General features: G+C 62.9%; 19 protein-coding genes. 6 read left to right on the top strand and 13 right to left on the bottom strand.

Annotation, left to right across the window (positions count from 1 at the left end):
* Positions 1-59 precede the first annotated feature (59 nt).
* Complete coding sequence (locus HED64_RS07335; RefSeq protein WP_168151391.1) at positions 60-1,430, bottom strand: MFS transporter; 1,371 nt, start codon at positions 1,428-1,430, stop codon at positions 60-62.
* A 530-nt stretch (positions 1,431-1,960) separates the two neighbouring features.
* On the opposite strand from HED64_RS07335, the gene HED64_RS07330 reads away from it, so the two are divergent.
* Positions 1,961-2,545 (top strand): dihydrofolate reductase family protein, encoded by a 585-nt coding sequence (locus tag HED64_RS07330; protein ID WP_168151390.1) that lies wholly within the window; start codon positions 1,961-1,963, stop codon positions 2,543-2,545.
* Positions 2,546-2,775: 230 nt separating this feature from the next.
* Here the strand turns inward: HED64_RS07330 and HED64_RS07325 are convergent, their stop codons facing one another.
* Positions 2,776-2,979 (bottom strand): hypothetical protein, encoded by a 204-nt coding sequence (locus HED64_RS07325; protein ID WP_168151389.1) that lies wholly within the window; start codon positions 2,977-2,979, stop codon positions 2,776-2,778.
* A 189-nt stretch (positions 2,980-3,168) separates the two neighbouring features.
* Here HED64_RS07325 and HED64_RS07320 point away from each other — a divergent pair, with 189 nt between their 5' ends.
* Positions 3,169-3,885, top strand: coding sequence for an IclR family transcriptional regulator (locus HED64_RS07320; RefSeq protein ID WP_168151388.1), 717 nt, complete (start codon positions 3,169-3,171; stop codon positions 3,883-3,885).
* A 95-nt stretch (positions 3,886-3,980) separates the two neighbouring features.
* Here the strand turns inward: HED64_RS07320 and HED64_RS07315 are convergent, their stop codons facing one another.
* From HED64_RS07315 to HED64_RS07305, 3 genes are all read right to left on the bottom strand, one after another.
* Positions 3,981-5,234 (bottom strand): MFS transporter, encoded by a 1,254-nt coding sequence (locus HED64_RS07315; RefSeq protein WP_168151387.1) that lies wholly within the window; start codon positions 5,232-5,234, stop codon positions 3,981-3,983.
* A gap of 106 nt (positions 5,235-5,340) precedes the next feature.
* Positions 5,341-8,472: an AAA family ATPase gene (locus HED64_RS07310; protein WP_168151386.1), complete on the bottom strand. Its 3,132-nt coding sequence runs from the start codon at positions 8,470-8,472 to the stop codon at positions 5,341-5,343.
* Complete coding sequence (locus HED64_RS07305; protein WP_168151385.1) at positions 8,469-9,635, bottom strand: exonuclease SbcCD subunit D; 1,167 nt, start codon at positions 9,633-9,635, stop codon at positions 8,469-8,471. The genes HED64_RS07310 and HED64_RS07305 overlap by 4 nt, the downstream gene beginning before the upstream one ends.
* Before the next feature lie 77 nt (positions 9,636-9,712).
* Here HED64_RS07305 and HED64_RS07300 point away from each other — a divergent pair, with 77 nt between their 5' ends.
* Positions 9,713-10,714 (top strand): ADP-ribosylglycohydrolase family protein, encoded by a 1,002-nt coding sequence (locus tag HED64_RS07300; RefSeq protein WP_168151384.1) that lies wholly within the window; start codon positions 9,713-9,715, stop codon positions 10,712-10,714.
* Positions 10,715-10,724: 10 nt separating this feature from the next.
* The gene (locus tag HED64_RS07295) at positions 10,725-12,842 is read left to right on the top strand and encodes a bifunctional lysylphosphatidylglycerol flippase/synthetase MprF (RefSeq protein WP_168151383.1); all 2,118 of its coding nucleotides are present in this window, start codon (positions 10,725-10,727) and stop codon (positions 12,840-12,842) included.
* Here HED64_RS07295 and HED64_RS07290 read toward each other — a convergent pair.
* The 5 genes from HED64_RS07290 to HED64_RS07270 form a co-directional block, all read right to left on the bottom strand.
* Positions 12,839-13,837: an exonuclease domain-containing protein gene (locus tag HED64_RS07290; protein WP_168151479.1), complete on the bottom strand. Its 999-nt coding sequence runs from the start codon at positions 13,835-13,837 to the stop codon at positions 12,839-12,841. The two genes, HED64_RS07295 and HED64_RS07290, sit on opposite strands and share 4 nt — an antisense overlap.
* Before the next feature lie 121 nt (positions 13,838-13,958).
* Entirely contained in the window at positions 13,959-14,654 is a 696-nt protein-coding gene (locus HED64_RS07285) for a hypothetical protein (protein ID WP_168151382.1), read from the bottom strand.
* On the bottom strand, positions 14,651-15,574 hold the full coding sequence (locus tag HED64_RS07280) for an ABC transporter ATP-binding protein (protein WP_168151381.1): 924 nt from the start codon (positions 15,572-15,574) through the stop codon (positions 14,651-14,653). The genes HED64_RS07285 and HED64_RS07280 overlap by 4 nt, the downstream gene beginning before the upstream one ends.
* Complete coding sequence (locus HED64_RS07275; protein ID WP_342590670.1) at positions 15,574-15,963, bottom strand: GntR family transcriptional regulator; 390 nt, start codon at positions 15,961-15,963, stop codon at positions 15,574-15,576. Before HED64_RS07275 ends, HED64_RS07280 begins: the two co-directional genes overlap by 1 nt.
* Before the next feature lie 267 nt (positions 15,964-16,230).
* On the bottom strand, positions 16,231-16,929 hold the full coding sequence (locus tag HED64_RS07270; RefSeq protein WP_168151380.1) for a DedA family protein: 699 nt from the start codon (positions 16,927-16,929) through the stop codon (positions 16,231-16,233).
* A gap of 148 nt (positions 16,930-17,077) precedes the next feature.
* Here HED64_RS07270 and HED64_RS07265 point away from each other — a divergent pair, with 148 nt between their 5' ends.
* The gene (locus HED64_RS07265; protein WP_168151379.1) at positions 17,078-17,578 is read left to right on the top strand and encodes a hypothetical protein; all 501 of its coding nucleotides are present in this window, start codon (positions 17,078-17,080) and stop codon (positions 17,576-17,578) included.
* A gap of 177 nt (positions 17,579-17,755) precedes the next feature.
* On the opposite strand, the gene HED64_RS20260 is transcribed toward HED64_RS07265, so the two are convergent.
* Positions 17,756-18,088, bottom strand: a complete 333-nt coding sequence (locus HED64_RS20260) for a DUF6966 domain-containing protein (protein ID WP_132358288.1) — start codon at positions 18,086-18,088, stop codon at positions 17,756-17,758.
* Positions 18,089-18,177: 89 nt separating this feature from the next.
* On the opposite strand from HED64_RS20260, the gene HED64_RS07255 reads away from it, so the two are divergent.
* The gene (locus HED64_RS07255; RefSeq protein ID WP_245325796.1) at positions 18,178-20,010 is read left to right on the top strand and encodes an HNH endonuclease signature motif containing protein; all 1,833 of its coding nucleotides are present in this window, start codon (positions 18,178-18,180) and stop codon (positions 20,008-20,010) included.
* A gap of 145 nt (positions 20,011-20,155) precedes the next feature.
* On the opposite strand, the gene rdgB is transcribed toward HED64_RS07255, so the two are convergent.
* Both rdgB and rph read right to left on the bottom strand, forming a co-directional pair.
* The gene (gene rdgB / locus HED64_RS07250; protein WP_168151377.1) at positions 20,156-20,791 is read right to left on the bottom strand and encodes an RdgB/HAM1 family non-canonical purine NTP pyrophosphatase; all 636 of its coding nucleotides are present in this window, start codon (positions 20,789-20,791) and stop codon (positions 20,156-20,158) included.
* A 2-nt stretch (positions 20,792-20,793) separates the two neighbouring features.
* Positions 20,794-21,543 (bottom strand): ribonuclease PH, encoded by a 750-nt coding sequence (rph, locus tag HED64_RS07245; RefSeq protein ID WP_132358294.1) that lies wholly within the window; start codon positions 21,541-21,543, stop codon positions 20,794-20,796.
* Positions 21,544-21,605: the final 62 nt, after the last annotated feature.

Below are 21,605 nucleotides of genomic sequence, written 5' to 3'. Positions count from 1 at the left end.
GGCTGGTTCAGCGCGGAGAAGAGGGCAATCGCTCGGCCCCTTGGAGTTGGTGGTGAGGTTTAGGCGTGCTTACCGTGGTGCTTGGCGTCGTGTGCCGCCTGCAGTTCCGGGTCCACATCCTCAACATGCAGGTTGTTGCCCTTGGTCTCCCCCACCCACAGCACGGCTGCGACCGAGATCAGCGTGAGCACCATGATGTAGAGGGCGATGGAGATCGACTTGCCGGTTTCCTCCAGCAGGATCTGGGCGACGGTCGCAGCGAAGGCGCCGCCAAGGATCGCACCCAGCGCGTAGCCGATGGAGATGCCCGAGTAGCGGATGTGCGCCGGGAACATCTCGGCGTACATGGCCGACTGCGGTCCATAGGATAGCCCCAGCCCGGTGGTCAGAACGAAGACCGAGAGCCCGTAGAGGAAGATGGAGCCGGTGTCGATGAGCATGAACATCGGAATCATCCAGATGAAAACGATGGCGTAGCCGAGCACAAAGGTATTACGTCGTCCGATGATGTCCGAGAGCCACCCACCGACCAGGGTGAAGATCAGCCAGCCGACGGCACCAATGGTGGTCGCCAGCAGCACCGGTGCAACGGGCATGCCCAGCACCTTGGTGGTGTAGGAGATGAAGAAGGCGATGACCAGGTAGCCGGCCGCGTTGTTCGAGACAAAGATCAGTGCGGCCTGGAGAACTTCCTTGGTATTGGTCTGGAAGAGCTGCTTGAGCGGGGTGTGCTCACTGGCCTTGCGCAGGGCCAGCTGCTTGAAGACCGGGGACTCCTCGACGGCCTTACGAATCATGTAGCCGACCACGATGAGCACGACCGAGAGCAGGAACGGGATGCGCCAGCCCCAGGCGCCGAACTGCTCCGGGGTCATCGAGGTACGCAGGATGTAAAGCATGCCGGTGGCGATGATCATGCCGATCGGAACGCCGATCTGCGGGTAGGCACCAAAGTAGCCGCGCTTGTTTTTCGGTGCGTGTTCAACGGCCATCAATGCCGCGCCGCCCCATTCCCCGCCGGCGGAGAAGCCCTGGATGATCCGCAGCAGCACCAGCAAGATTGGTGCCCACACACCGATGGAGGCGTAGGTGGGCAGCATGCCGATCAGTGCGGTGGCCGCCCCCATGAGGATCAGTGTGGCAACTAGGACGCGTTTGCGTCCGTATTTGTCACCCAAGTGTCCTGCCACGATCGCGCCCAGCGGGCGGAAGAGGAAGGAGATGCCGATCATGGCGAAGGCCAAGATCTGGGCCAGACCCGGGTTGGACTCCCCCAGGGGTGCCAGGAACAACGGGGTGAGTAGCGTCGCCGTCAGCTGGGCGAAAATGAAGAAGTCGTACCACTCAATGGTGGTACCAACCAAGGTTCCGGCGAGAACCCGGCGCTCCTCGGATCGTTTCGAGGGTGCTGCCTGAGATAAGGAAGACATGAGGAGCTCCAGCGTTGGGCGCTTCGCGCATTGTGAGTGTTGACCGACCGTTCGGACGGTAAGTGTGCTGTGAACATGATAACCCATCGGGGTGATAACGCTCACATCATTTACCGGGCCGCGACACGGGCAGCGAATCCCCATCGACATTTTTCATCTACGTTCAGGCGTTCTCGAGCACGTTGAAGCTCTGGGCAGCTATGTGAAGTTTCAGCCGAAGCATCCTGCGGATTTTTGTCATCCCCGCTAAAGCAATCACGACACACAGTCGCTACTGTTGAAGGATGGGCCACCTGTTGGCTGAGCCCGAGCACTCGGGCCGGCATTCCGTTGTCGTGCGCTCTCTGGGCTTCAGGGCGCAATTCTCCTCCGGGTCAACCACTGGTCGACCAACGGATAGCCGGATGATCGCGCTCGAGGATTGCTCCCGGCATGAACGAGACCAACAGTTCCGACCCCGGCCCAACGCTACCGATCAGCTCAGGGTGTCAATTGAGCACCCATGAGTCCCATATATCCGAGGAGTACCCATGCGCGTTCTAGTTGTGAATCACATTAGCCTCGACGGAGTCTTACAAGGTCCGGGGCGAAGCGACGAAGACACCCGTGACGGTTTCCTGCACGGCGGCTGGGCCGAACCGGACAACGATCCGGCGATGGGTGCCGCCATGGGCGAGCGGATGGGCCAAGACTTCGCTTGGCTATTTGGTCGACGCAGCTACGACGACATGCTCACTCACTGGAACGAGGTCGGCGGACCCTTCAAGGACGGACTCAACCAGAGAATAAAATACGTTGCCTCCTCCAGCCCCGAAACCCAACTCCCCTGGCCGAACTCCACGCTGCTCGGCGGTGACGTCCCGGCTCAGGTAGCTGCGCTCCGCGAACAGCCCGGCGGCAACCTTGTCATCATGGGCAGCGGTCAACTCATCCGCTCCCTCCTCCCACACGGCCTCGTCGACGAGCTGTTGCTCATGATTCACCCGATCGTGATCGGCTCCGGCCACGGCCTGTTCGGTCCACAGGAAAAAGCGCACCGAATGCAGCTGATCGCCTGCACCCCCACCGCCACGGGAGTTCTCATGGCGACCTACCAACCGACCACGATGGCGTGATCCGACCAGGCATTCGCGAGTCCTCGGCTCATAACGGGCGCGCTCTGCATAGCGCACCCGAACGCAGGCTTGATTCGATGATTTGGTTCGCTGGTGGTGACATGTTTGAGTGCCGGGCAGTCTCCCAGCCGTGGAGAAATCCCCATGGATTCCGAGCTTGTGGTGCTTCAAGCACCGTGGCATTGCTTCACGTTGGATGAGGCCGGGCGCTGCCGCTTCCGGATCGGTTCTCAGCGCAGCTCGTCATGGTCCCCGCAGTCGCGGGCGATGCAGACCAGTCGCAGCAGCATCCCCATCGCCATCGTGGTGGAGGAGTTGATCGGGACGCTCGTGCCAAAGTGGCCGAGACTGCCGCAAAAATGTGGCAATGTTGAGGCATCAACCGCGCGTGGCACGCCGTCCTCGTCGACGCCCCAGTGGTGCAGGAGAAGCATCGCAGCTTCCTGAATTCAGTTTGGTCCGCTGGAATCCTCGCATTCGAGCAGCAAGTGTTCTAATATCGAACGAGTAGTTCTAATAAGGAACTACTTCTGCACCGTAACCCCGCCGGCGGCCGAACGACAACCTACAGCCACCGGCCATGCCACCACAGCGCGAATCCCCAAAGGATGGCCACCGAACACATGACTGCCACCAGTACGTCTGCTCCGGCATCCCAGACTCTCTCCCGCGGCATCCGCATGCTCGAAATCTTGGCCGAAGCCAACGGTCCGATGACCATTGCCGAGCTTTCCTCCGGCCTCGGGGTGCACCGATCCATCGCCTACCGCATCCTGCGCACCCTGGAGTCGCATCGTTTGGTGACCCGGGATGAGTCGGGTCGTGTCCACGGCGCCCCCGGTCTGGCGGTGCTGGCCTCCAGCGTCCAGCGAGATCTGCAGAGTGCCGCACTTCCGGAGCTGACCCTGCTGGCCAACGAGCTCAAAATGTGTGCCTTCATCGCTGTCTGGGACCAACCAGATTGCACCACCTTGGTCACCGTTGAACCACGCCACGTGCACGCGGCGGTGGTTCAACGCCCCGGTTCACGCCACCCCTTTGGGCATGGAGCCCCCGGCATCGCCATGCAGTCAACACTCACCGAGGATGCGTGGAACGCGCTAAATCACGAGACCAGCTACCGGCAGATCGCCACCACCGCTCGCACTCTGGGCTACGCCACCAGCATCGATGAGGTGATCCCCGGGCTGTCCTCGGTGGCCGCCCCAATCATGATGCCCGGACAGCTACCGGCGGCCGTCGCGGTGGTGTACTCCACCGGATCGGAGCACATTGATGTAAATGACATCGGCGAACGAATCAAGGCGGCCGCCCGCGCCATCGAAGCCGAACTCGGTTAACCACAGCGGCCAGTCCCGACCAGCGCCTAATGACGCTGGCCGGAACTGGCCGGGACCGCTCCGAACTTGCCGGAGCTAGGTGGAGGTAGGTGGAGCTAGGGCAGGTGGCGCAGCATGACCCGGCGCTGTTGTCCGCGCAGCAGGGCCATACCGATGCCGGAAAGAAGGATCAGTCCCGCGGCACCACTGGCCACACCGAAGGCGCCGGCGTAACCGTGCGAATCCGCCAGCACTCCGGCCAGGGAGTTACCAATGGCGGTGCCCACCACGATGCCCGAGGAAAGCAGGGTCATCACGGTGGATAGTCGCGTCGGCGGTGCAATCTCCCCACCCAGGGTGAAGATCGTGACCAGAATCGGCCCGACCCAAATACCGACCAGCAACAACGCACCGATCATCGGCAACACTTCGCCGGGTAATTGCAAGACCAGCGAGGCGGGGACCATGAAGATGGCGGCGGCCAGCCAGCGGCTTGCTTGCGGCCAGCCGCTAGGCCAGAAGGCCACCGAGAGCGCGGCGATCGCCGAGGTGAACCCGACCGCGGCATACAGCAGCCCGCCAATGTTGGCATCGCCCATGGCACCGGCGAAGGCTAGAGTTCCGGCGGCGCTGGAGCCAAAGAACGTGCCCATGCCGATCATGCCCAGGATGGCGATGCCGATCCCGATCCCTTGGGCAGAGGTGAGCTTGACCTTGACGGCGTTGCGTACCGCCGGCACCACCGCGCGCTCGGTGCGGTGCACGGCAAAGAGTGGGACCAAGATCAGGGTCAGCAGTGCGGCGATGGCTAGCGGGAGCCAGGGTGCCACCAAGGCGGCGAAGAGACCCACGAGCGCCGGGCCGAGTACAAAGCCCAGCTCGTCGACCATCGATTCGTAGCTCAGGGCCGCGCCCAGCTCCTTACCGCCGGATTTTCGCTTGGCGGTCAGCGCCATCCAGCGCACCCGGGCCAGCGGACCAACCTGCGGACCCGTTGCGCCGGCGAGGATCGAGAGCACGGTGAGCACCGGCAGTGATGCCAGTGGCCCGGCACCACCAAACCACAACAGGGCCGTGACAAAGATGGCTTGTAGCAGTGCGACGGGAATCAGCACGCGGCGCTGACCGAACCGATCGGCAAGGTATCCGATGGACGGTCCGCCCACGGCGGAGCCCAAACCGACCATCGCAGCGGACATGCCGCCGGCGGCGAAGGATCCGGTTGAATCGCTGATCAGCGTCATCGAACCGATGGTGAGCATCGCTAAGGGTAGGCGGGCGAAGAAGCCCAGGGGGAAGAAGGCCCACCCGGAGAGCGGCGGAAGCGCCGCATAGGGTGAGGAATTGGTCTTGGGGGCAGATTTGGTCATGGTCAACCGGGTACTCCACAGAAACGCGTGTAGCGTCCCTGCCTCCCGCTACACAGAACCCTTTGCAGACATCTCCCATCCTAACCGAGGCCCACAAGGGCGGAGCTCACACCCCGATCTGCATCGAAACGGTGGAGCCGAACTGCGACTTGTGCACGTTCAGCTGGGTAGCGATGCGTTGCTTCATTTCCGCGACATGGGATACCACCCCAATGACGCGGCCCCCGCTGCGCAGCTTCTCCAAAGCGTCCATGACGTGTTCGAGTGTTTCGGCGTCCAGCGAGCCGAAGCCCTCGTCAACAAAGAGCGTTTCGATGTCAATGCCACCGGATTGCGCCTGAATCACGTCGGCCAGACCCAGCGCGAGGGCGAGCGAGGCCATGAAGGACTCCCCACCCGAAAGCGTTTGGGTATCGCGTTTGACCTGGGTCCACGAGTCCAACACCTGCAGGCCGAGGCCGGACTTGTTGTTGCCCTTAGGGGTGTCATCGTGAACCAACGAATAACGCTGCCCGGTCATCATCAGCAGTCGTTGGGTGGCGGCCAGCGCGACGGACTCCAGCCGGGCCGCGAGCACGTAGGTGCTCAGGGTCATCTTCAGCCGGTTCTCCCCCGCTCCCCGCACCAGCTCGGAAATGCCCTTCAGCGTGGCGTAGCGTTCCAGCACCGGACCGGCCTGACGCGCCAGGACTTCCAACGTGTGCAGTGCTTCCTCCAGCCGCTGTCCATAGCTGGCGAGCACGGCGTCGCGGGACAACACGGCATCACGGGCGGTTGTTGCCGCAGCAAGAACCTGGGCTGCCGCGGCGTGCTCGGCATCGTCCGGGGCCCCGATTCCCGCTGCGGCCTCGAGCCGGGCCGCCTCGATGCCGGGCGCCTCGGCCAGCGTCTTGATGCGTACCGCCTCATCGTTGTGAGCGCGCACCTCACGCTGGTGAACGGTGCGTTGAGCATCATCCAACAGCAGGGCACGCCAGGCAGCGGTATCGGGGACAGAAATCTCGCCCAGCTTCTGCTCCCACAGTTTTGCCGCGGCATTCTCTGTCCTACCGGCCTCCAAGCACGTCCGCACGGCGGAGACAAGGCCCTCCAGCGCGCTTGCGCCAGCCCCCAGCAGAACGTGGCGTTCGGACAGGGATTCTCCCGGCCTGCCCAGCTTGGCCAGCCGCGTCTCGAGCTTCACGATCCGCGCCGCTTGGGCTTCCTGCTTCGCGGCAGTCACCTGACGTTCGGTTTCGGCCGCGGAGGCTTCGGCCTTCAGGGTTTCGAGCTCGATTTCCGAGGAGTGCAGTTTCTCTTCGGCGGCGCTTTGTTGCTGGCCCGAGGCCAGTGCCGTGTCATGCGCCTCCGTCGCGGAGGCCAGCTCCGTGGCTGCAGCGGCGGTACTGAGCTCACCGATCTTTCCGCGACAGAGATCAAGCGCCGTTTCCGCCTTCTTCAGGACGGCATTCCGCTTCTCCTCGGCCTTTTCGGCCGCTGCCAGCAGGTTCCGGGCGGCCTCGATGCCGTCAGTGGTGACCAGCTCACCCTCCGGCAAATTGGCGGGTTCGGGGTGGGAGGTGGAACCGCAGACCAGACACGGTTGACCGTCGCTCAGTTCCTGCGCCAGCACCGCAGCGGATTGTTCAAGCCGCAACGTGATCAGGTTGTTAACCCGCTCGCGGGCATCAAGCGTGTGTGTCCGCGCCGTATTGGCCGCCGTATGTGCCGTTGCCTGCGCCTTCTCCGCTTGGGTCCGCTCGAGCACCGCGTCACGGCGTTGTGTGGCGGCAAGCACCGCGGCCTCAAGTGCCGCTGCCGATTCGGCGAGCGCGGCAAATTCCGCATGTCGTTCGCGCAGCATCGGCAGTTCCGCGTTGATCACCTCGATGCGGGCCGCGCGTTCTCTCTGCTGGGCGGTGAGTGAACCGAGGCTCTCCCCCAGGACAAGAACCTCGCCGCGCACCTGCTCCAACTCCTCCTCCTCGGGCAGAGCCGCCTCGATCAGCGCTGCGGCGGCGCGCGCGGCCTTCGCGGCCTCACTTCCGTGACCGGCCAGGGATTCGAGCACGCTCGTCTCGGGTTCCGAGTCGAGTGCAGCATCCAGCACCCCGGCGATGTCGGGTTCCCGGGCGAGCAAAAGCTCGTTGGCTGCGCCGCTCTGAACCGCGGCTGCTGCCGCAGCGAGCAGGCGGTGTGCCTCCTGAACCTTCGCCCGGGCGTCAACAAGTTGCTGGTGGTAGGGCAGCAATCCGACGGCGCGGGCATCAGCCTCCAGCAGCGCACCGAGTGCGGCGATCGATTCGGCGTGGGACTCGTGGGCCTGCCGCAGGTTCCCCAGTTCACTCAGCTGCCGATGCCGGGTGGCCCGCTCATCGAGCGCAACATGAGATTTCTGCGCCGCGGCCAGTTGTGCATCGGCACGCTCACGGCTCTGCGCAAGCCCACTGCGGGTGCCCCGAACCTCGAAGCGCAGAAGCTCACCCAGTTCGGCGCTTTCCCCCGCGGCGAGGTGTTCGCGGGCAGCCTGCGGCAATCCACCGTCCCCATTCTCGTCCGACTCCGACTCCGACTCCGCGTAGAGCGTGGAGCTTGCATCCGCCACCAGCTGCGCCAGGGTCGTGCTGCGGGCCCGTTCGGCGTCCTCGGCCTCGGCACGGGCGGCAGTGGCTCGCTCATTCAGGATCCTCTCGGTCATCGCGTAATCGCTGGTATCGAAGAGCGAGCGCAAAAGTCCCTCACGGTCTTTATCCGACGCGCGCAGGAACGCGGCGAAGGCTCCCTGCGGAAGCATCGCCACCTTGGTGAATTGTTCCCTGTCCAGGCCCAGGATCCCGAGCAACGTGTGACCGACCTCGTCGTTGCGGGTTGATTTTTCCACCCAGACCCCGTTGATGCGTTCACGCAAGCGCGACTGCGCCTTCTCGGTGGTGAACCCGCTTTTGGCTCGCTTTGAAGGACGCTCCCAGGCGGGAGAACGGGTGACCTCAAAGCGCCGCCCACCGGTGGAGAACTCGCAGATGACCTCCGGGAGCGCATCGGGGGCCGCGTGGTCACTACGCAGTGACTTAGACCCGGTGCGGACCCCGGGAAGCGAGCCGTAGAGGGCGTAACAAATGCCATCGAGCACGCTGGTCTTCCCTGCCCCGGTTTCCCCGTTAAGCAGGAAGATCCCGGCCTCGGAGAGCGCATCAAAGTTGATAAACGCGCGCTTGGCAAAGGGGCCGAAAGCCTCCAACTGCAGTGCATGAACTCTCATCGTTCAACCTTCTCGCTACGCACCTGGGCCAGGACCGAGGTCACCAGCTCTTCCTCGGCATCGTTGAGCGGGCGCATTCTCACATGGTCAACAAACCCCGCGCAGACTTCCACCGGGGAGGTTGCTGCGGCCAGCCGATCGGCGTAGGAATGCTGTTCGTCCTCCGGTCGGTCCTCGGGCTCAAAGTTCAGCACCAGGGTGTCGGGGAAGCGGGCCCGGAGCCGTTCCATGGCTCCGGCGGGGCGGTGCGTGTCGGTGAGGGTGATCTGGCACCAAGCGTCCGTGGCCGACTCGTACGCCGGCTCGGTGAGCAGCGCATCAATCTTGCCCTTGAGGATGCGCAGTTCCTTGGCCGCGGGCCAGTTGATGCCGCGCACCTCACCCAGCCCGTCCGCCCCGAGCTCCAGCAGCCAGGCGCCCTTGGAATGCCCCGCCTCGGAGAAGGAGTATGGAATCGGGGAGCCGGAGTACCTGATGTGTTCGGCCAGCTTCTGGCGCCCATGCAGGTGGCCCAGGGCCGCATAGGTGAAGTCGGCGAAGTAGGAGGTGGGCACGATGTCCAGCCCACCGATGCTCAGTTCGCGCTCCGACTCCGAGGCAGCACCTCCCGCGGCAAAAACGTGGGCCAGCACGATGGAATGCACCGGATGTGACGCCGTATCTTGCCGGGCGGCCAAATCCGCACGCACCTTTTGCAGGGCCGCGTGGATGACCGGCGGGTGCCCGGGTTCGCTCACCTCCAGTGCCTCGGCGACCATCCGCGGTTCCAGATAGGGCAGCCCATAAACGGCCACCTCAAAGCCCTCCCCATTAAAGACAGCGGGCCTGTCCATGGTGGCCAGAGAGGTGCGCAGGTGCAGCCCCGCATGCTCCAGCAGTGCCGAGCCGAAGCCCAGGCGCAGGGCCGAGTCGTGGTTGCCGCTGGTGATCACCATCTGCACCCCGGTCTCGCGTAATCGCAGCAGGGTATCGTCGAACAATTTCACCGCGTCCACCCCCGGCAGCGCACGGTCATAAACGTCCCCGGAGACCAAGAGCACATCAACTGACTCGGCCTCGATGGTGCTGATGAGCCGGTCAACAAATTCACGCTGAGCCTCCAATAGCGAAGCCTGGTGGAAGGTGCGGCCCAAATGCCAGTCGGAGGTGTGCAAGATACGCATGGATTCCACATTAGCGACACCGTGCAACGCGTTGGTATTCGCAGTCTCAAGCAGCGGATAACTACTAGACTGAGATCGTGAGTGAATCAACTGATCAGTACGCGCTTCCCGCCGATTATTCGGACCATGTTTTTGGCGTGCTGCTGGCCGCTGCCGACGGTGCAGCCCACGCCCGTGACGGCCAGGAACCCGGTGAAACCGAGACCCTAGCCCTGTACCTGCTTGACGGATTGCTTGAGGCCCTGGAATGGGCCCATGAGGGAGTTGCCTCCGATGAGGCTGCCTGCATGTGGTTGGCCGCGCTGCGCTGGTACAAGCTGGTCAACAAGTCCTACCCCGTTGATGCCCCCGAACCGCAGCCGCGCTGGATCGATGAGGCCTTCGCTGGGGCTCCGGACTTCGCCACCGGCGATACGCAGAACCTGCTGGCGCTGGATAACAAGGACATGGCCTCGACGGGCCGGCCGTTGTTCCCCGAGGCCAATAGCACCGGGGTGCTGACCCGCGCCGCGTTTATGGCGCTACTGCCCCGTGTTGATGAGGCCACCACCGCCAAGATCGCCACCGACGCCGCGGCTCTGACCCACGGTCATCCGGCCGCCCACCGTGCGGCAGCAGCCGCTGCCCTGGTGGTGCGTTCCGCGTTGGAATCCGGAACCGACTCGATCAGCCGCTGGGCCGCGCTGGTTCAGGAATTTGATGTTCAGGACCTTGAGACCCCGCAGACCGATATCGACGCCGTCGATACCGAACTGGACGCCGTCGAGGATGCCACGAACGACGCGGAACTACGTGACGAAGAGCAGAGCGAAGCCCTAGACCTCAGCGCCGGTGCGGGACTCGTGAGGGCCGTGAAGTACGTGACGCTCGCGCTGAAAAACGCGGATCCCAAGGCCTGCTACGACGCGCTCTTCGACGCCTTGGGCGAGGAACCCGATGTTGAGACCGCTGCCTTCGCCACCACACTGCTGGCAGCAGTGCAGGGCACCGACGCCGTGGCTCACCGCCCGGCATCGGAAATTGACCCGATCCTCGATGCGATGCACGACCGCTGGGTAGCCCTCACCGCCGGAAAGTAAGACACCGCACATGCCCCGCGAGCACCAGCAACCGCACCGAATGCCTCGGCGCTCGGTGATCGGATCCATGCGTGGCGTGCTGGCCGCCGCCCCGTTCACCGTAGTGCTGTGGCTCGCGGTGGCGGCCGGTGGGGTGCTGAGCGGCGGCCTCTTGCGAGATATTGGGCAGGAACCGTGGTTCGCCCAGTTGTCCTACGGGTTGCCGGCCTTTGATACCGGAAACTGGTTCACGACCATCACCGGCATGTTTGTACTCTCCGAACCGGTGGCCTACCTCAGCGTGCTGCTGCTGATACCCCTGGGTGTGGGCTGGCTAGAGGTTACCCGCGGCAGCAAAACCGCACTACTGACCTTCTTCGGCGGGCAGCTAGGCTCGATTCTGCTCACCGCCGCCACGCTGCTGCTTTTTCGCGACTTGGGCTCGACGTGGATCGACGCTTTGGCGCGCGATGTTGATACCGGTCCCTCCGGTGGCATCTTCGCCGCCATCACGATGGCCGCTTGCCACGTGCGCCAGCCGTGGCGGGGACGCTGGCAATTTCTGCTCCTGGGCGTAGCTATCCTCGGCTCGACGCTCTTCGGGGAGATCCCCGATGTAGAACACAGTGCCGCCATCATCCTGGTGCTGATCATCATGCACCGCACGATTTCCCGGCCCAAGCTCCGCGAACAACGCTTCATCGCCTGGGTCGGACTCATGGCGCTGGTGTCGGTCCAGATCCTGACGATTATCGTGCCCACGCACGGCCCGTTTGGTCCCACCCAGGCCGGCGGCGCCCACATTGCCGTGCTCTTTGACGCCGCTGTGGCTCTAACACTGGCCAATGGGCTGCGCTCCGGGCGCCGTCTGGCCTGGCTTGGCGCCTTAACGTTGGCCACGCTCAATCTGCTCCGCGGCGCGCTGGGGATCACCCTAGTGCTCACCATAGGGCCCCAATTGCCCCGCAACGGCGGCTTGATATCTCTTGCCGCCGCGGTGGCCGGACTCTGGCTATTGTTGGCCGCCCACCTGGTGATTTCACGCCGGGCCTTCGGGGTGCGCAGACACCGGAGATTGCGTTCCGGTGTCAGGCAGCCACCCCTGGAGCGGGCGGACATCGTCACGGCGCTGAAGGAACACGGCGGGGGCACACTGTCCTGGATGGGCACCTGGGAGGGTACCGAGCACCATCGCAGTCCCGGTGGAACTCTGCTGAGCTACCAGATTCATGCCGGCTGCGCGATTGCCCTGGGCGATCCGGTGGGCCCGGTGGCCGACCGGGACGCGGCCATGGAAGATTTTGCCTCCACCGCCGAGCATGCGGGGCTCATCCCCTGTTTCTTCTCTACCTCGAGGCCACCGGGCGCCCCGGCCGACCGCTGGCGGGTCATGACGATCGCCGAAGACATCATCGTGGAGCTTCGCGGGCTGGAATTTTCCGGCAAAGTGTTTTCCGATGTGCGCACGTCACTGAACCGGGCCAGACGTGAGAACATCGCGTTTCGGATGACCTTGCTCATCGATGAACCCGCATCGGTTCTCCGGCAGCTGGAGGAAATCTCCGAGGCCTGGGCCGGAGACAAGCCACTGCCGCAAATGCGTTTCACCCTCGGTACCTTGGCTGAGGCACGTGACCCGGCGGTGCGGCTCGCCGTGGCTCAGGATCCCACGGGGCAGATCCTCGGGTTTCTTTCCTGGTTGCCGGTTCATGCGCCGGGTGGAACCGTCACCGGGTGGACTCTTGATCTGATGCGTCGAAAAGTCGGTGTTTTCTCCCCGGTGATGGAATTCCTGATCGCCTCCTCACTGCGCACCTTCGCCGCGGAGTGCGCAGCCTTCGCCTCACTATCCGGTGCCCCGTTGGCCGGTACCAGCAGTGTTAGCGGCAGCGAACCGGTGGACCGCGTGCTCACCGCCATTTCCCGTGCGCTGGAACCGCTCTACGGGTTCAGCTCGCTTCGGGCGTTTAAGTCCAAGTTCAATCCGCGGAGCACCCCGATGTATCTGGTGTATCGCGACGAGGCAGATTTGCCGCGCTTGGCCGGTGCGCTGGCGCGGGCCTACTGGCCCGAGGCTAGTTGGCGAGAGCTCGCCCGTGAAGGATTGGGCACGCTGCGAGAATTGCGCACCCAACGAGCCAAAGTTTAGGCGGCGTCAAAGCCGTCGATCAGCTGCAGGAATTCGCCCTCGGCCAGAATTGCTACCCGCTGTCCGGCCTCCTGGAGGCGCAGCACCCGCTTAGCCTTGCCGGTCAACCGGCCGGTGGAGAGATCTTCTGGCACAAATCCGTCGCCCACCACCAGGACCGTGGTGGCACGGGTGACCCGGCTGGCGGTGGAAGCACCACGCTCGGCCGCCCGGTCCTTAGCAACCTGGCGGGAAATGCGCAGGTTACCGGTGAACACCACCATCTCGCCGTATAACGGGTGCGCGGGGTCCGCCAGCGGATCGCCGCTACGATCCTCGCCCTCCTGCGGCCAGGCCGCCCACTCCGGCTGTATCGGCACCGTATTACCGCTGGCAGCCCACCCGTGCGCATCGCGCGTGGCCTTGGACAGCGCGTCACCCGGCGCATAGGCGGGGGCAAAGCCCATCTTGACCTTTAGTTTGTCGGCGGCCGCGACCACCGCATCCACGTCCTGGCGATGGGCGATGTCGATCATGATCTGGGCGCAGGCCCGCGCGTCGGCGAGCGCATCGTGGTGGTTCTCCATCGGAGAGCCGGCCTCTTCGGCCACAAAGGGCAGCGAGTAGGAGGAGAGTTCGTAGGTGCGTCGGGACATCTTCACGGTGCAGGCGTAGTCGAAGGCCGGACCGGAGAGTTCTGAGACCTCCAGCCCCGAGCGGATCACGCCCAGATCGAAGGCCGCGTTGTGCGCCACCAGGGTGTCGGTGCCGATGAAGTTGGCCATCGGGGTGAAGATCTCGCCGAAGCGCGGAGCGTTGGCGACCATGTCGGCAGTGATGTGGTGAATCATCACGTTTCGCGGATCGAAGTGGTCAAATCCCACCGGCGGGCGCATCAGCCAGTTGGCTTCCTCAACGATCTTTCCGCCACGGACTCGGCTGAGTCCGACGCTGCAGGCGGAGCCACGGAATCCGTTGGCGGTTTCAAAGTCTATTGCTGTAAAGTCCAGAGCCACGTGCCACAGCTTACCGCCGAACCCCCACGCGTCGGGAACCGGGAAGACAGGATGTGGCACGAAAGACATCACGCCTCCCTGCGCCACACCCCTTCCGGCACGGGAATCTACCCGGCCCGACTCAGGCGTTGGCCCGGCGCAGTGTGAGGTAGGATCCTCCGGCCAGCGCGACGCCAATGACGCCCATGACTAGGGCCAGTCCGGGCACCTTCATCGTGGCAAACCAGGAGCCCACTTGCGCCCAGGCGTCGTTGAGACCTACCAGCGCCAGCAGGCCAAGCACCAACACCGCGAAGCAGATGCCGGCGATCAGCAGGCCGGTGGCCTTCCAGCGCATGTATACCGTGGCGCTCCAGAACCCGATCATGAACAACAGCACCATGGCCACGAAGTAGAACAGGATTTGGATCGCGGCGTTGTTCTCCGCTATCCACCCCAGGGCGAAGATCTGGCCGTTAAAGCCCCACCCGCCGGTGGCAGTTTCCAACAGACCCAGGAGGTAGTACAGGATCGAGTAGCCCAGGGCTAGGGCAGCAAAGAGTCCCAGTGTTCCGAGGTAGAAGGTTCGCCGTGAGACGCTCATGGCCTGAGAGAAGGGGAAGGTGTAGGTCAGCGACTGGATGCCCAGCGCCAGGAAATACCACATGATTGCCTGGCCGGAACCCGAATAGAGTTCCCCATCTCTGGCGCTGGCCGGCAGAAGCGCCCAGATGGCCAGCGTCATGACGGTGGATCCCACCAAGATGACCAGCGGAATCCCCAGGAAGGTCCACCTGTTGATCATTTGCATCTTGGCGACGTTGATGATGCGACTCATTTGAGGACCTCCAGGAATTCGGTGTTGTCGAGGTTGTGTGTCCCGGCCATGGTGGTGCGTACCACCAGTTGCTGTAGCGGAACGACGGAGAGTTCTAGCCCGAGTTCGGCGGCCATGGCCCGCTCGGTATCGCCAAGCCGCGCCCGGATGGTGACGGATGCCAGAGACCCCATGGTGTCCCGGTGTAGTACCTGGTGTCCGTTGATGAAGGCGTCGACCTTTTCCCGACTTCCGGTGACAGCCACCGCCGAGCCGCGCAGCGATTCGGCGTCCTCGTTCAGCAGGATCCGTCCCTTGTCGATGACCACCACGTGTTCGAGCAGATTCGCAATCTCGTCGATCAGGTGGGATGAGAGCACGATGGTGCGCGGGTGCTCGGCAAAGTCTTCGAGCAGTCGATCGTAGAAGATCTGCCGGGCCACCGCGTCGAGCCCCAGATATGGCTCGTCGAAGAACGTCACCTCGGCACGGGCGGCCATGCCGATGATCACTCCTACCGCCGAGAGCTGACCGCGCGAGAGCTTCTTGATACGTCGCTTCATCGGCAGGGCAAAGTCCTGGATCAGGCGGTCGGCAAGATCTTGGTCCCAGTTGCCGAAGAAGAGCGCGGCTGCAGCGAATGCCTGCCGGGCGTTGAAGTCCTCGGGGTACTTCTGTGACTCGCGGATGAAGCAGATCTTCGCCAGCGTTTCGTCGTTTTCGTAGGGGTTGCGCCCGAAGATCAGCGCCTCTCCGCTACTGGGTAACCCCTGGCCGGTCAGGATCGACATCAGGGTGGTCTTTCCCGCGCCGTTGCGGCCCAACAGGCCGTAGATGCGCCCCGACTCGAGTCTCAGCGAGACATTATCAAGTGCATCTAACTCGCGGTAGGACTTTCTCAGGTTCCTAGCCTCGATGGCCGGTGCCGGTGTCTCGTTCATCAAAGAACACTTCCTTCGGTTGCCGCGGCGCTCAGTGATTCGTGAACCATCAAAGCGAGCTGTTCTGCGTTGATTCCCAGTTTGCGGGCCTCACGGGCCAGCGGCTGGACGTATTGATGCTGGAAGGCGCTGCGCCGATCTGCCATCAGCTTCTCGCGGGCGCCGGTGGCGACAAACATGCCGATTCCCCGTTTCTTGTAGAGGATCCCGCTTTCCACCAAGAGGTTGACTCCCTTAGCGGCAGTGGCCGGATTGATGCGGTAGTAGGCCGCGAACTCGTTGGTCGATGGAACTTGGCTCTCTTCTGCCATGGTTCCGGCAACGATCTCCGATTCGATCAGTTCAGCGATCTGGATGAAGATCGGCCGCGAATCGTCAATTACTGCCACGACGGCCAACCTCTCTCGAAACGCAACGACCACGCTCGCCTAGTTGGTTATGTGGTTCATTACTCATGTAACTAACCTAGGGCCGAGCCTTTCCCCTGTCAACCCTTTCTCACCACCACAGGCCTTCGCGCTACGCCCAGCTTGGCTCGACATTGGCCCGAGGTAGCGCGGCAGCAAAAAGCCCGGCCGCACATCAGCGGTTTCGCGTTAGTGCGAATTCCCGTCGTGACGTGCGACCGGGCTAGGGCCCTGCTGCGTCGAAGAGGACTAGTTGGCGGTTTCGCGCTCCCGCGCCGCCGACTTCTTGGCTCGCGTCTTGCGAATCTTGAACACCAGCCAGAGCACCAGCAAGAGGAAGACCACCACGATGACGATCTTCTGGAAAACACCGGCGTAGGCCTCAACGATGTGCCAGTTCTCCCCAAGGAAGTACCCGGAGAGGACGAAGATGGAGTTCCAGATCAGCGAACCGGCAGCGGTGAGCCCCAAGAACTTGCCCTGATGCATCTTGGTGATGCCGGCGGGAATGGAGATCAGCGAGCGGAAGATCGGAATCATCCGGCCAAAGAACACCGCCTTGGCACCGTTGCGCTCAAACCAGCCCTCAACCTTATCGACGTCATCGAGTTCCACCAGTGGCAGCCAACCGAAAATCGCGCGCGTACGGTTGCGGCCCAGGGCCCGGCCCACCCAGTACAGGGCGTAGGCGCCAACGATCGATCCGATCGTCGTCCACAGCAGCGCCTCAAAAAGCGTGAAGGATCCGCGGCTGGCGGTGAATCCCGCCAGCGGCAGGATGACCTCGGAGGGCAGGGGCGGGAAGAGGTTCTCCAAGGCGATGGCCAGGGCTGCCCCGGGGGCACCGATCACCTCCATCAGCTGAACTGCCCAGTCGGCGAATCGAGTAATCAGGCTGCCGTCGGTTGCTTCGGCGGGTGCGGCCTGTAGCGCAATCAAGATAGTCATTACCTTTCAGTCTCCCCTAAGCCCGCCGATTCCTCCCGCGTGGCGGAATGAATGTGGCCAAAAACTCACCAAAACTCCTCGCTCATGCGTACCCGATCAGCGCCAAATACTTCCCCGCGAGCGGGTGCCCACTTGTTAGAGTGAGCCGATGGGAAGCAACCACTCACCGCAGCCAGCAGTCATTCGGATGTTTGTCGACTACGCGGACACCGTGCTGTGGCTCGACGGGCCCATCGACTATGCGGACACGGCGCTGAGCGTCGAACTGGTCGCTGCCCTACGGGCGTGGGAGCGGGACTTCTACGCCTCGCTCAACGGCGATCATGAGTTCCGCACCGCTGGACTTGCTCTGGTCCACTCAGCCGAAGGCCAGCGCCTGGCACAGCGGGTGGCCAGGGAGGTGGGTCACGGTTTTGTCATCGATCGGCAAGGCGAGAATCGGCCCGCGTCCATTCGCCTTCTGCGCAGCGATCACCCCGCCACCAACCCGGAGGCTGCACGGTGTTTTACCGCGCTCTGTGCCGCAGCGCAGAAACAAGTCGATGAACTCACCGCCATGGCCCAGAAAGGCGGACTCTATTTCTCTGCACCGCGCACCGGTGAAGAGTTCCCCTCACGTGCGCAGCGCAAGAAATTCGGGCGCAACTAACGTCGGATAGAGCCCACCGGGTCAAAGCGCCTGCGCCCCGCGTTGCTCACCCGTGCCGTAGGTAGATTCCGGCATGGATCGCATGCACGGTGCGAGCGAGGCCCTGGCGTACATCCGCTCACTGCTGTGGAAGCTGCCCGATGCGGCATTCAGCAATCAGGAATCCAGCGCTCAGGACTAGAGGGTCCGCACCCTCTGCAGAGCCTTAGCCAACTCATCAACCGCGTGAGCAGAAGCGGCGGTTCCGACATCGGAGAAGGATCCCATCCCTCCATACAGCCCAAGAGCCGTAGCCGCGGCGACGTGTAGCTCCCTACCCTCCGTTGCGTCGAGGAACAGCCCCTCGAGCCAATCAGCAACCTGACTGCGCCGACTGTCACCTTCTGACCGGGCAACGGAACGGACATCGGCGATGGCCGCGGCAACATCATTTTGTACCGACTCGACGGTTGCCCGTCTGCTTTTCGCGGGCCGAATCCCTCGGCCTTGTGCTGGTCGTATCCGCTCCACCTCACCACATCCGCAGGTCCGACTTTCAGTTTTCCACAACTTCGCGGAGCTTGCCCCATGGTCCGTAGATCAAGCGCATGCTAACGGACATGGAAACCACCCAATTCATCGAAATCACTGCGGGCTCCCGCGGTATCCAGGGGCACGATGTGTCCCCGGACGATGAATTGTGCGCACTTTTGAAGGCCCAGGTCCTCGTCCGCGATTTGGGCCGCCGGGTGGCCGCCCACACTTCTTCCCCCGTTCGCGCCGCACTGTTCGCCCGCGCCGCCGAAGACGCCCATCGCACCGCTGCCCACATGCAACTCCTGGCAGCCGACAGTGTCAGGCATACCCTGGCCCATGAACTTCCCGAAACGACCTTCGATGAAATTGCTGCAATTCATCAAAACCCGACGAAGTACCTCAGCGGCAACGCCGACTTACCACCGGACCCCAGAACGGTTCCCACCGGTCGGCTTGTATTCAAAGACACCACCGACTTCCTCACCGGGTTCCTGCACATCGGCTACTACGAGGCCCGCGAACGCGTCCGTGCCATCGATCGGCTACTTCCCGGAACAGATATTCACGGCGTGCACATCCCGGCACAATTCCCGACCCTAGCAAAAGACCTAGCCGACGGTGCAGCAGATCCCCACGAAATCGGTACCGCCGCCCGCAAACTTGAAAAGCTGACACCGCAGATCAGCCAACTCCCTGATCCCGGGCCCGCGCGAGAACGGCTCGAAGGCCAAGTCGCTGAATCGGTCCGCCGCGAGGACCCCCGGACCACGGCGAAGCTACTCAGCGGCATCCAAACAACTCTCGACCAGGGAAACAAGGACATCCCCGAAGAGGTCCTGCGTTCACGATGCGGTTTCTTCTTCCGGGGTGTCATCGGAGGGCTAGGAGAATTTCTGCTGCGCACTCGTCCTTCAGACACCGAAGCTATCCTCGCCATGTTCGCGAGCACCGACAATCCTCGGAGCAAGGCAGGAAACCGCGACGGACTACTTTCGCAGGCTCGGGGCGTCAGCGGCCATGCGGACACCAGCGATCCCACCAGGGTTCACAGCGAAGCGGTAACCACGGAGCCGAACACCACAGATTCGAACAGCGGGACCACGACTGAATCAAGTACCACCGAGTCGTCCGGATTCCCCGATTTCCTCGTTAAGCCCTCCACCGGCGAACCACTGACAGATCCGGAAACCATCCGGAATCTATCCCTAGATGCCGACGGCATCGGCAATCTCCTCAACCTATTCAACGACAACGGCACCAACACCACTGGAACCGCCGCTCAGCTGAGCGCACTAAACGCCACGACATACGGCGTTGATGGACTCACCCCTCCGCAAAGGCATCTCCAAGGGCTGCTCAACCTGATCAGATCCGCAGGAACACCCTCCAGCGGTAAGAAGACCATCGGGATGCCATCACCCAAGACCCTGATCATCGCCACACTTGACGAACTGCGCGGGCTGGCCGAGACCAACGGCATCACCAGCCGCAGCCAAAAACTCTCTGCGGCAGAACTCCGACAATCGTTGTGCAATGGCAGCGTCATCCCCATGATCATGAACGGTAAGTCACGAATCCTGGATCTCGGCCGAGAGCAGCGTCTGTTCCCTGATTACATGAGGGAAGCGATTCTGGCCATTTATGGCGGTTGCATCTATCCAAATTGCACCGTCCCACCAGAGCACTGCGAGATCGATCATTTTGACGAATGGGAAGATGGCGGCAGCACGGAAATTAACTCCGGAGGACCTTTCTGCGGGAATCATCACCATGCTAAACACGCGGGGTTGATCACCGTGGTTCGTGATGAAGACGGGCTCTACAGCGTCATCTTGCCCAAATTCCTGGACCCCGAGCAAAAACCTCGACGCAATACGTACTGGCGCAGCCGTCCGCAAAATCCGACGCTGTTTTGAGGCTCCCCGTTGTGGATTCCAGCGGAGCCGGTGCCTGCTCCAGAGAATAAATACCCAGCACTCCGATTCTGCCGCAAGGCACAAAAAGGGCGACTCCCCGTCGGGGTGAGCCGCCCTTCAAACGTCACTAATGTGGCGAAAGATCTTACTTGGACGCTTGTTCCCCCAGCGCCTTCACGATCTGTGGCAGCAATGAACGGAACGCTCCTCCGCGGTGGCTGATCGCGTTCTTTTCCTCGCTGGAAAGCTCTGCCACCGAGATGTCGTAGCCCTCGGGCTGCAAGATCGGGTCGTAACCAAATCCGCCATTCCCTCGTCGTTCGTGCAAAAGCCTCCCGCTCAGATGACCCAACTCCACCGCATCAAACCCGTCGGGCGTCGCCAGAGCCGCGGCACAGACAAATGACGCGCCGCGATGTTCCTCGGCAATGTCCCCCAGCTGGGCCAGCAACAAGTCGATGTTCGCCTCGTCGTCCCCGTGCTTTCCTGCCCAACGGGCGGAGAAAATGCCCGGCGCGCCACCGAGTACATCCACGGTCAAGCCCGAATCATCGGCGATCGCAATCATTCCGGTGGCTTCGGCTACGGCGTGCGCCTTGAGCAGCGCGTTGCCTTCGAAGCTCACTTCGCTCTCCACCACGTCCGGCGCCCCAACGGCGGCTGCGTCAACAACCTGAGTGTCAACGTCAAGGCCCGGAACCTGTCCGCGCAATAGCTCGCGCAGTTCACGCAATTTGCCTTGGTTATGGGTCGCCAAGACTAAGCGTGGAGTGCTGCTCATCTTCAGAGCCCCAGCGTTTCGCGCTGGATGCGTGCCAGATCCTTGGTGCCGATGAGCGCCAGGTCCAGCAATGCGTCAAGCTCGGCACGCTTGAAGGGAACGCCCTCGGCGGTACCCTGAACTTCAACAAAGTCGCCGGAACCGGTGACCACTACGTTCATGTCGGTCTCGGCGCGAACGTCTTCCTCGTACGGAAGATCAAGCATCGGGGTGCCGTCGATAATGCCCACGGAGATCGCTGCCACAGAGTCGGTGAGCACGGTGGCGTTGGCCTTTACCAGCTTCTTGGTCTTTGCCCATTCGATGGCCTCTGCCAGAGCGACATAAGCACCGGTGATCGAGGCGGTGCGGGTCCCGCCATCTGCCTGGAGAACATCGCAGTCAAGCACAATGGTGTTCTCGCCCAGAGCTTTGGTATCGATGACGGCGCGCAGCGAGCGGCCGATCAAGCGGGAAATTTCGTGGGTACGCCCACCGATCTTGCCCTTCACGGATTCGCGACCATTGCGGGTGTTGGTGGCACGCGGCAACATCGCGTACTCGCTGGTCACCCAGCCGGTGCCCTGTCCCTTAAGCCAGCGCGGCACACCCTCAGTGAAAGAGGCGGTGCACAGCACCTTGGTGTTGCCGAATTCAATCAGGGCCGAACCTTCGGCCTGCTTGGACCAGCCACGGGTAATGGTGATCTCTCGGAGTTGGTCTACGGTGCGTCCGTCGGCGCGCACTACTGCTGTGGTTGATGCTGAAGTCATGGTTTCAAGTCTAGTCGCCACGACTGGCGGCGCGCGGCGGTCAAGGCTTCCACCGCGCCGCG

Origin of the sequence: Paeniglutamicibacter terrestris (genome assembly GCF_012271785.1) — a bacterium.
Taxonomy (GTDB): domain Bacteria; phylum Actinomycetota; class Actinomycetes; order Actinomycetales; family Micrococcaceae; genus Paeniglutamicibacter; species Paeniglutamicibacter terrestris.
The sequence above is the reverse complement of the archived record's forward strand: the minus strand, read 5'-3'. Positions and strand labels throughout refer to the sequence as shown.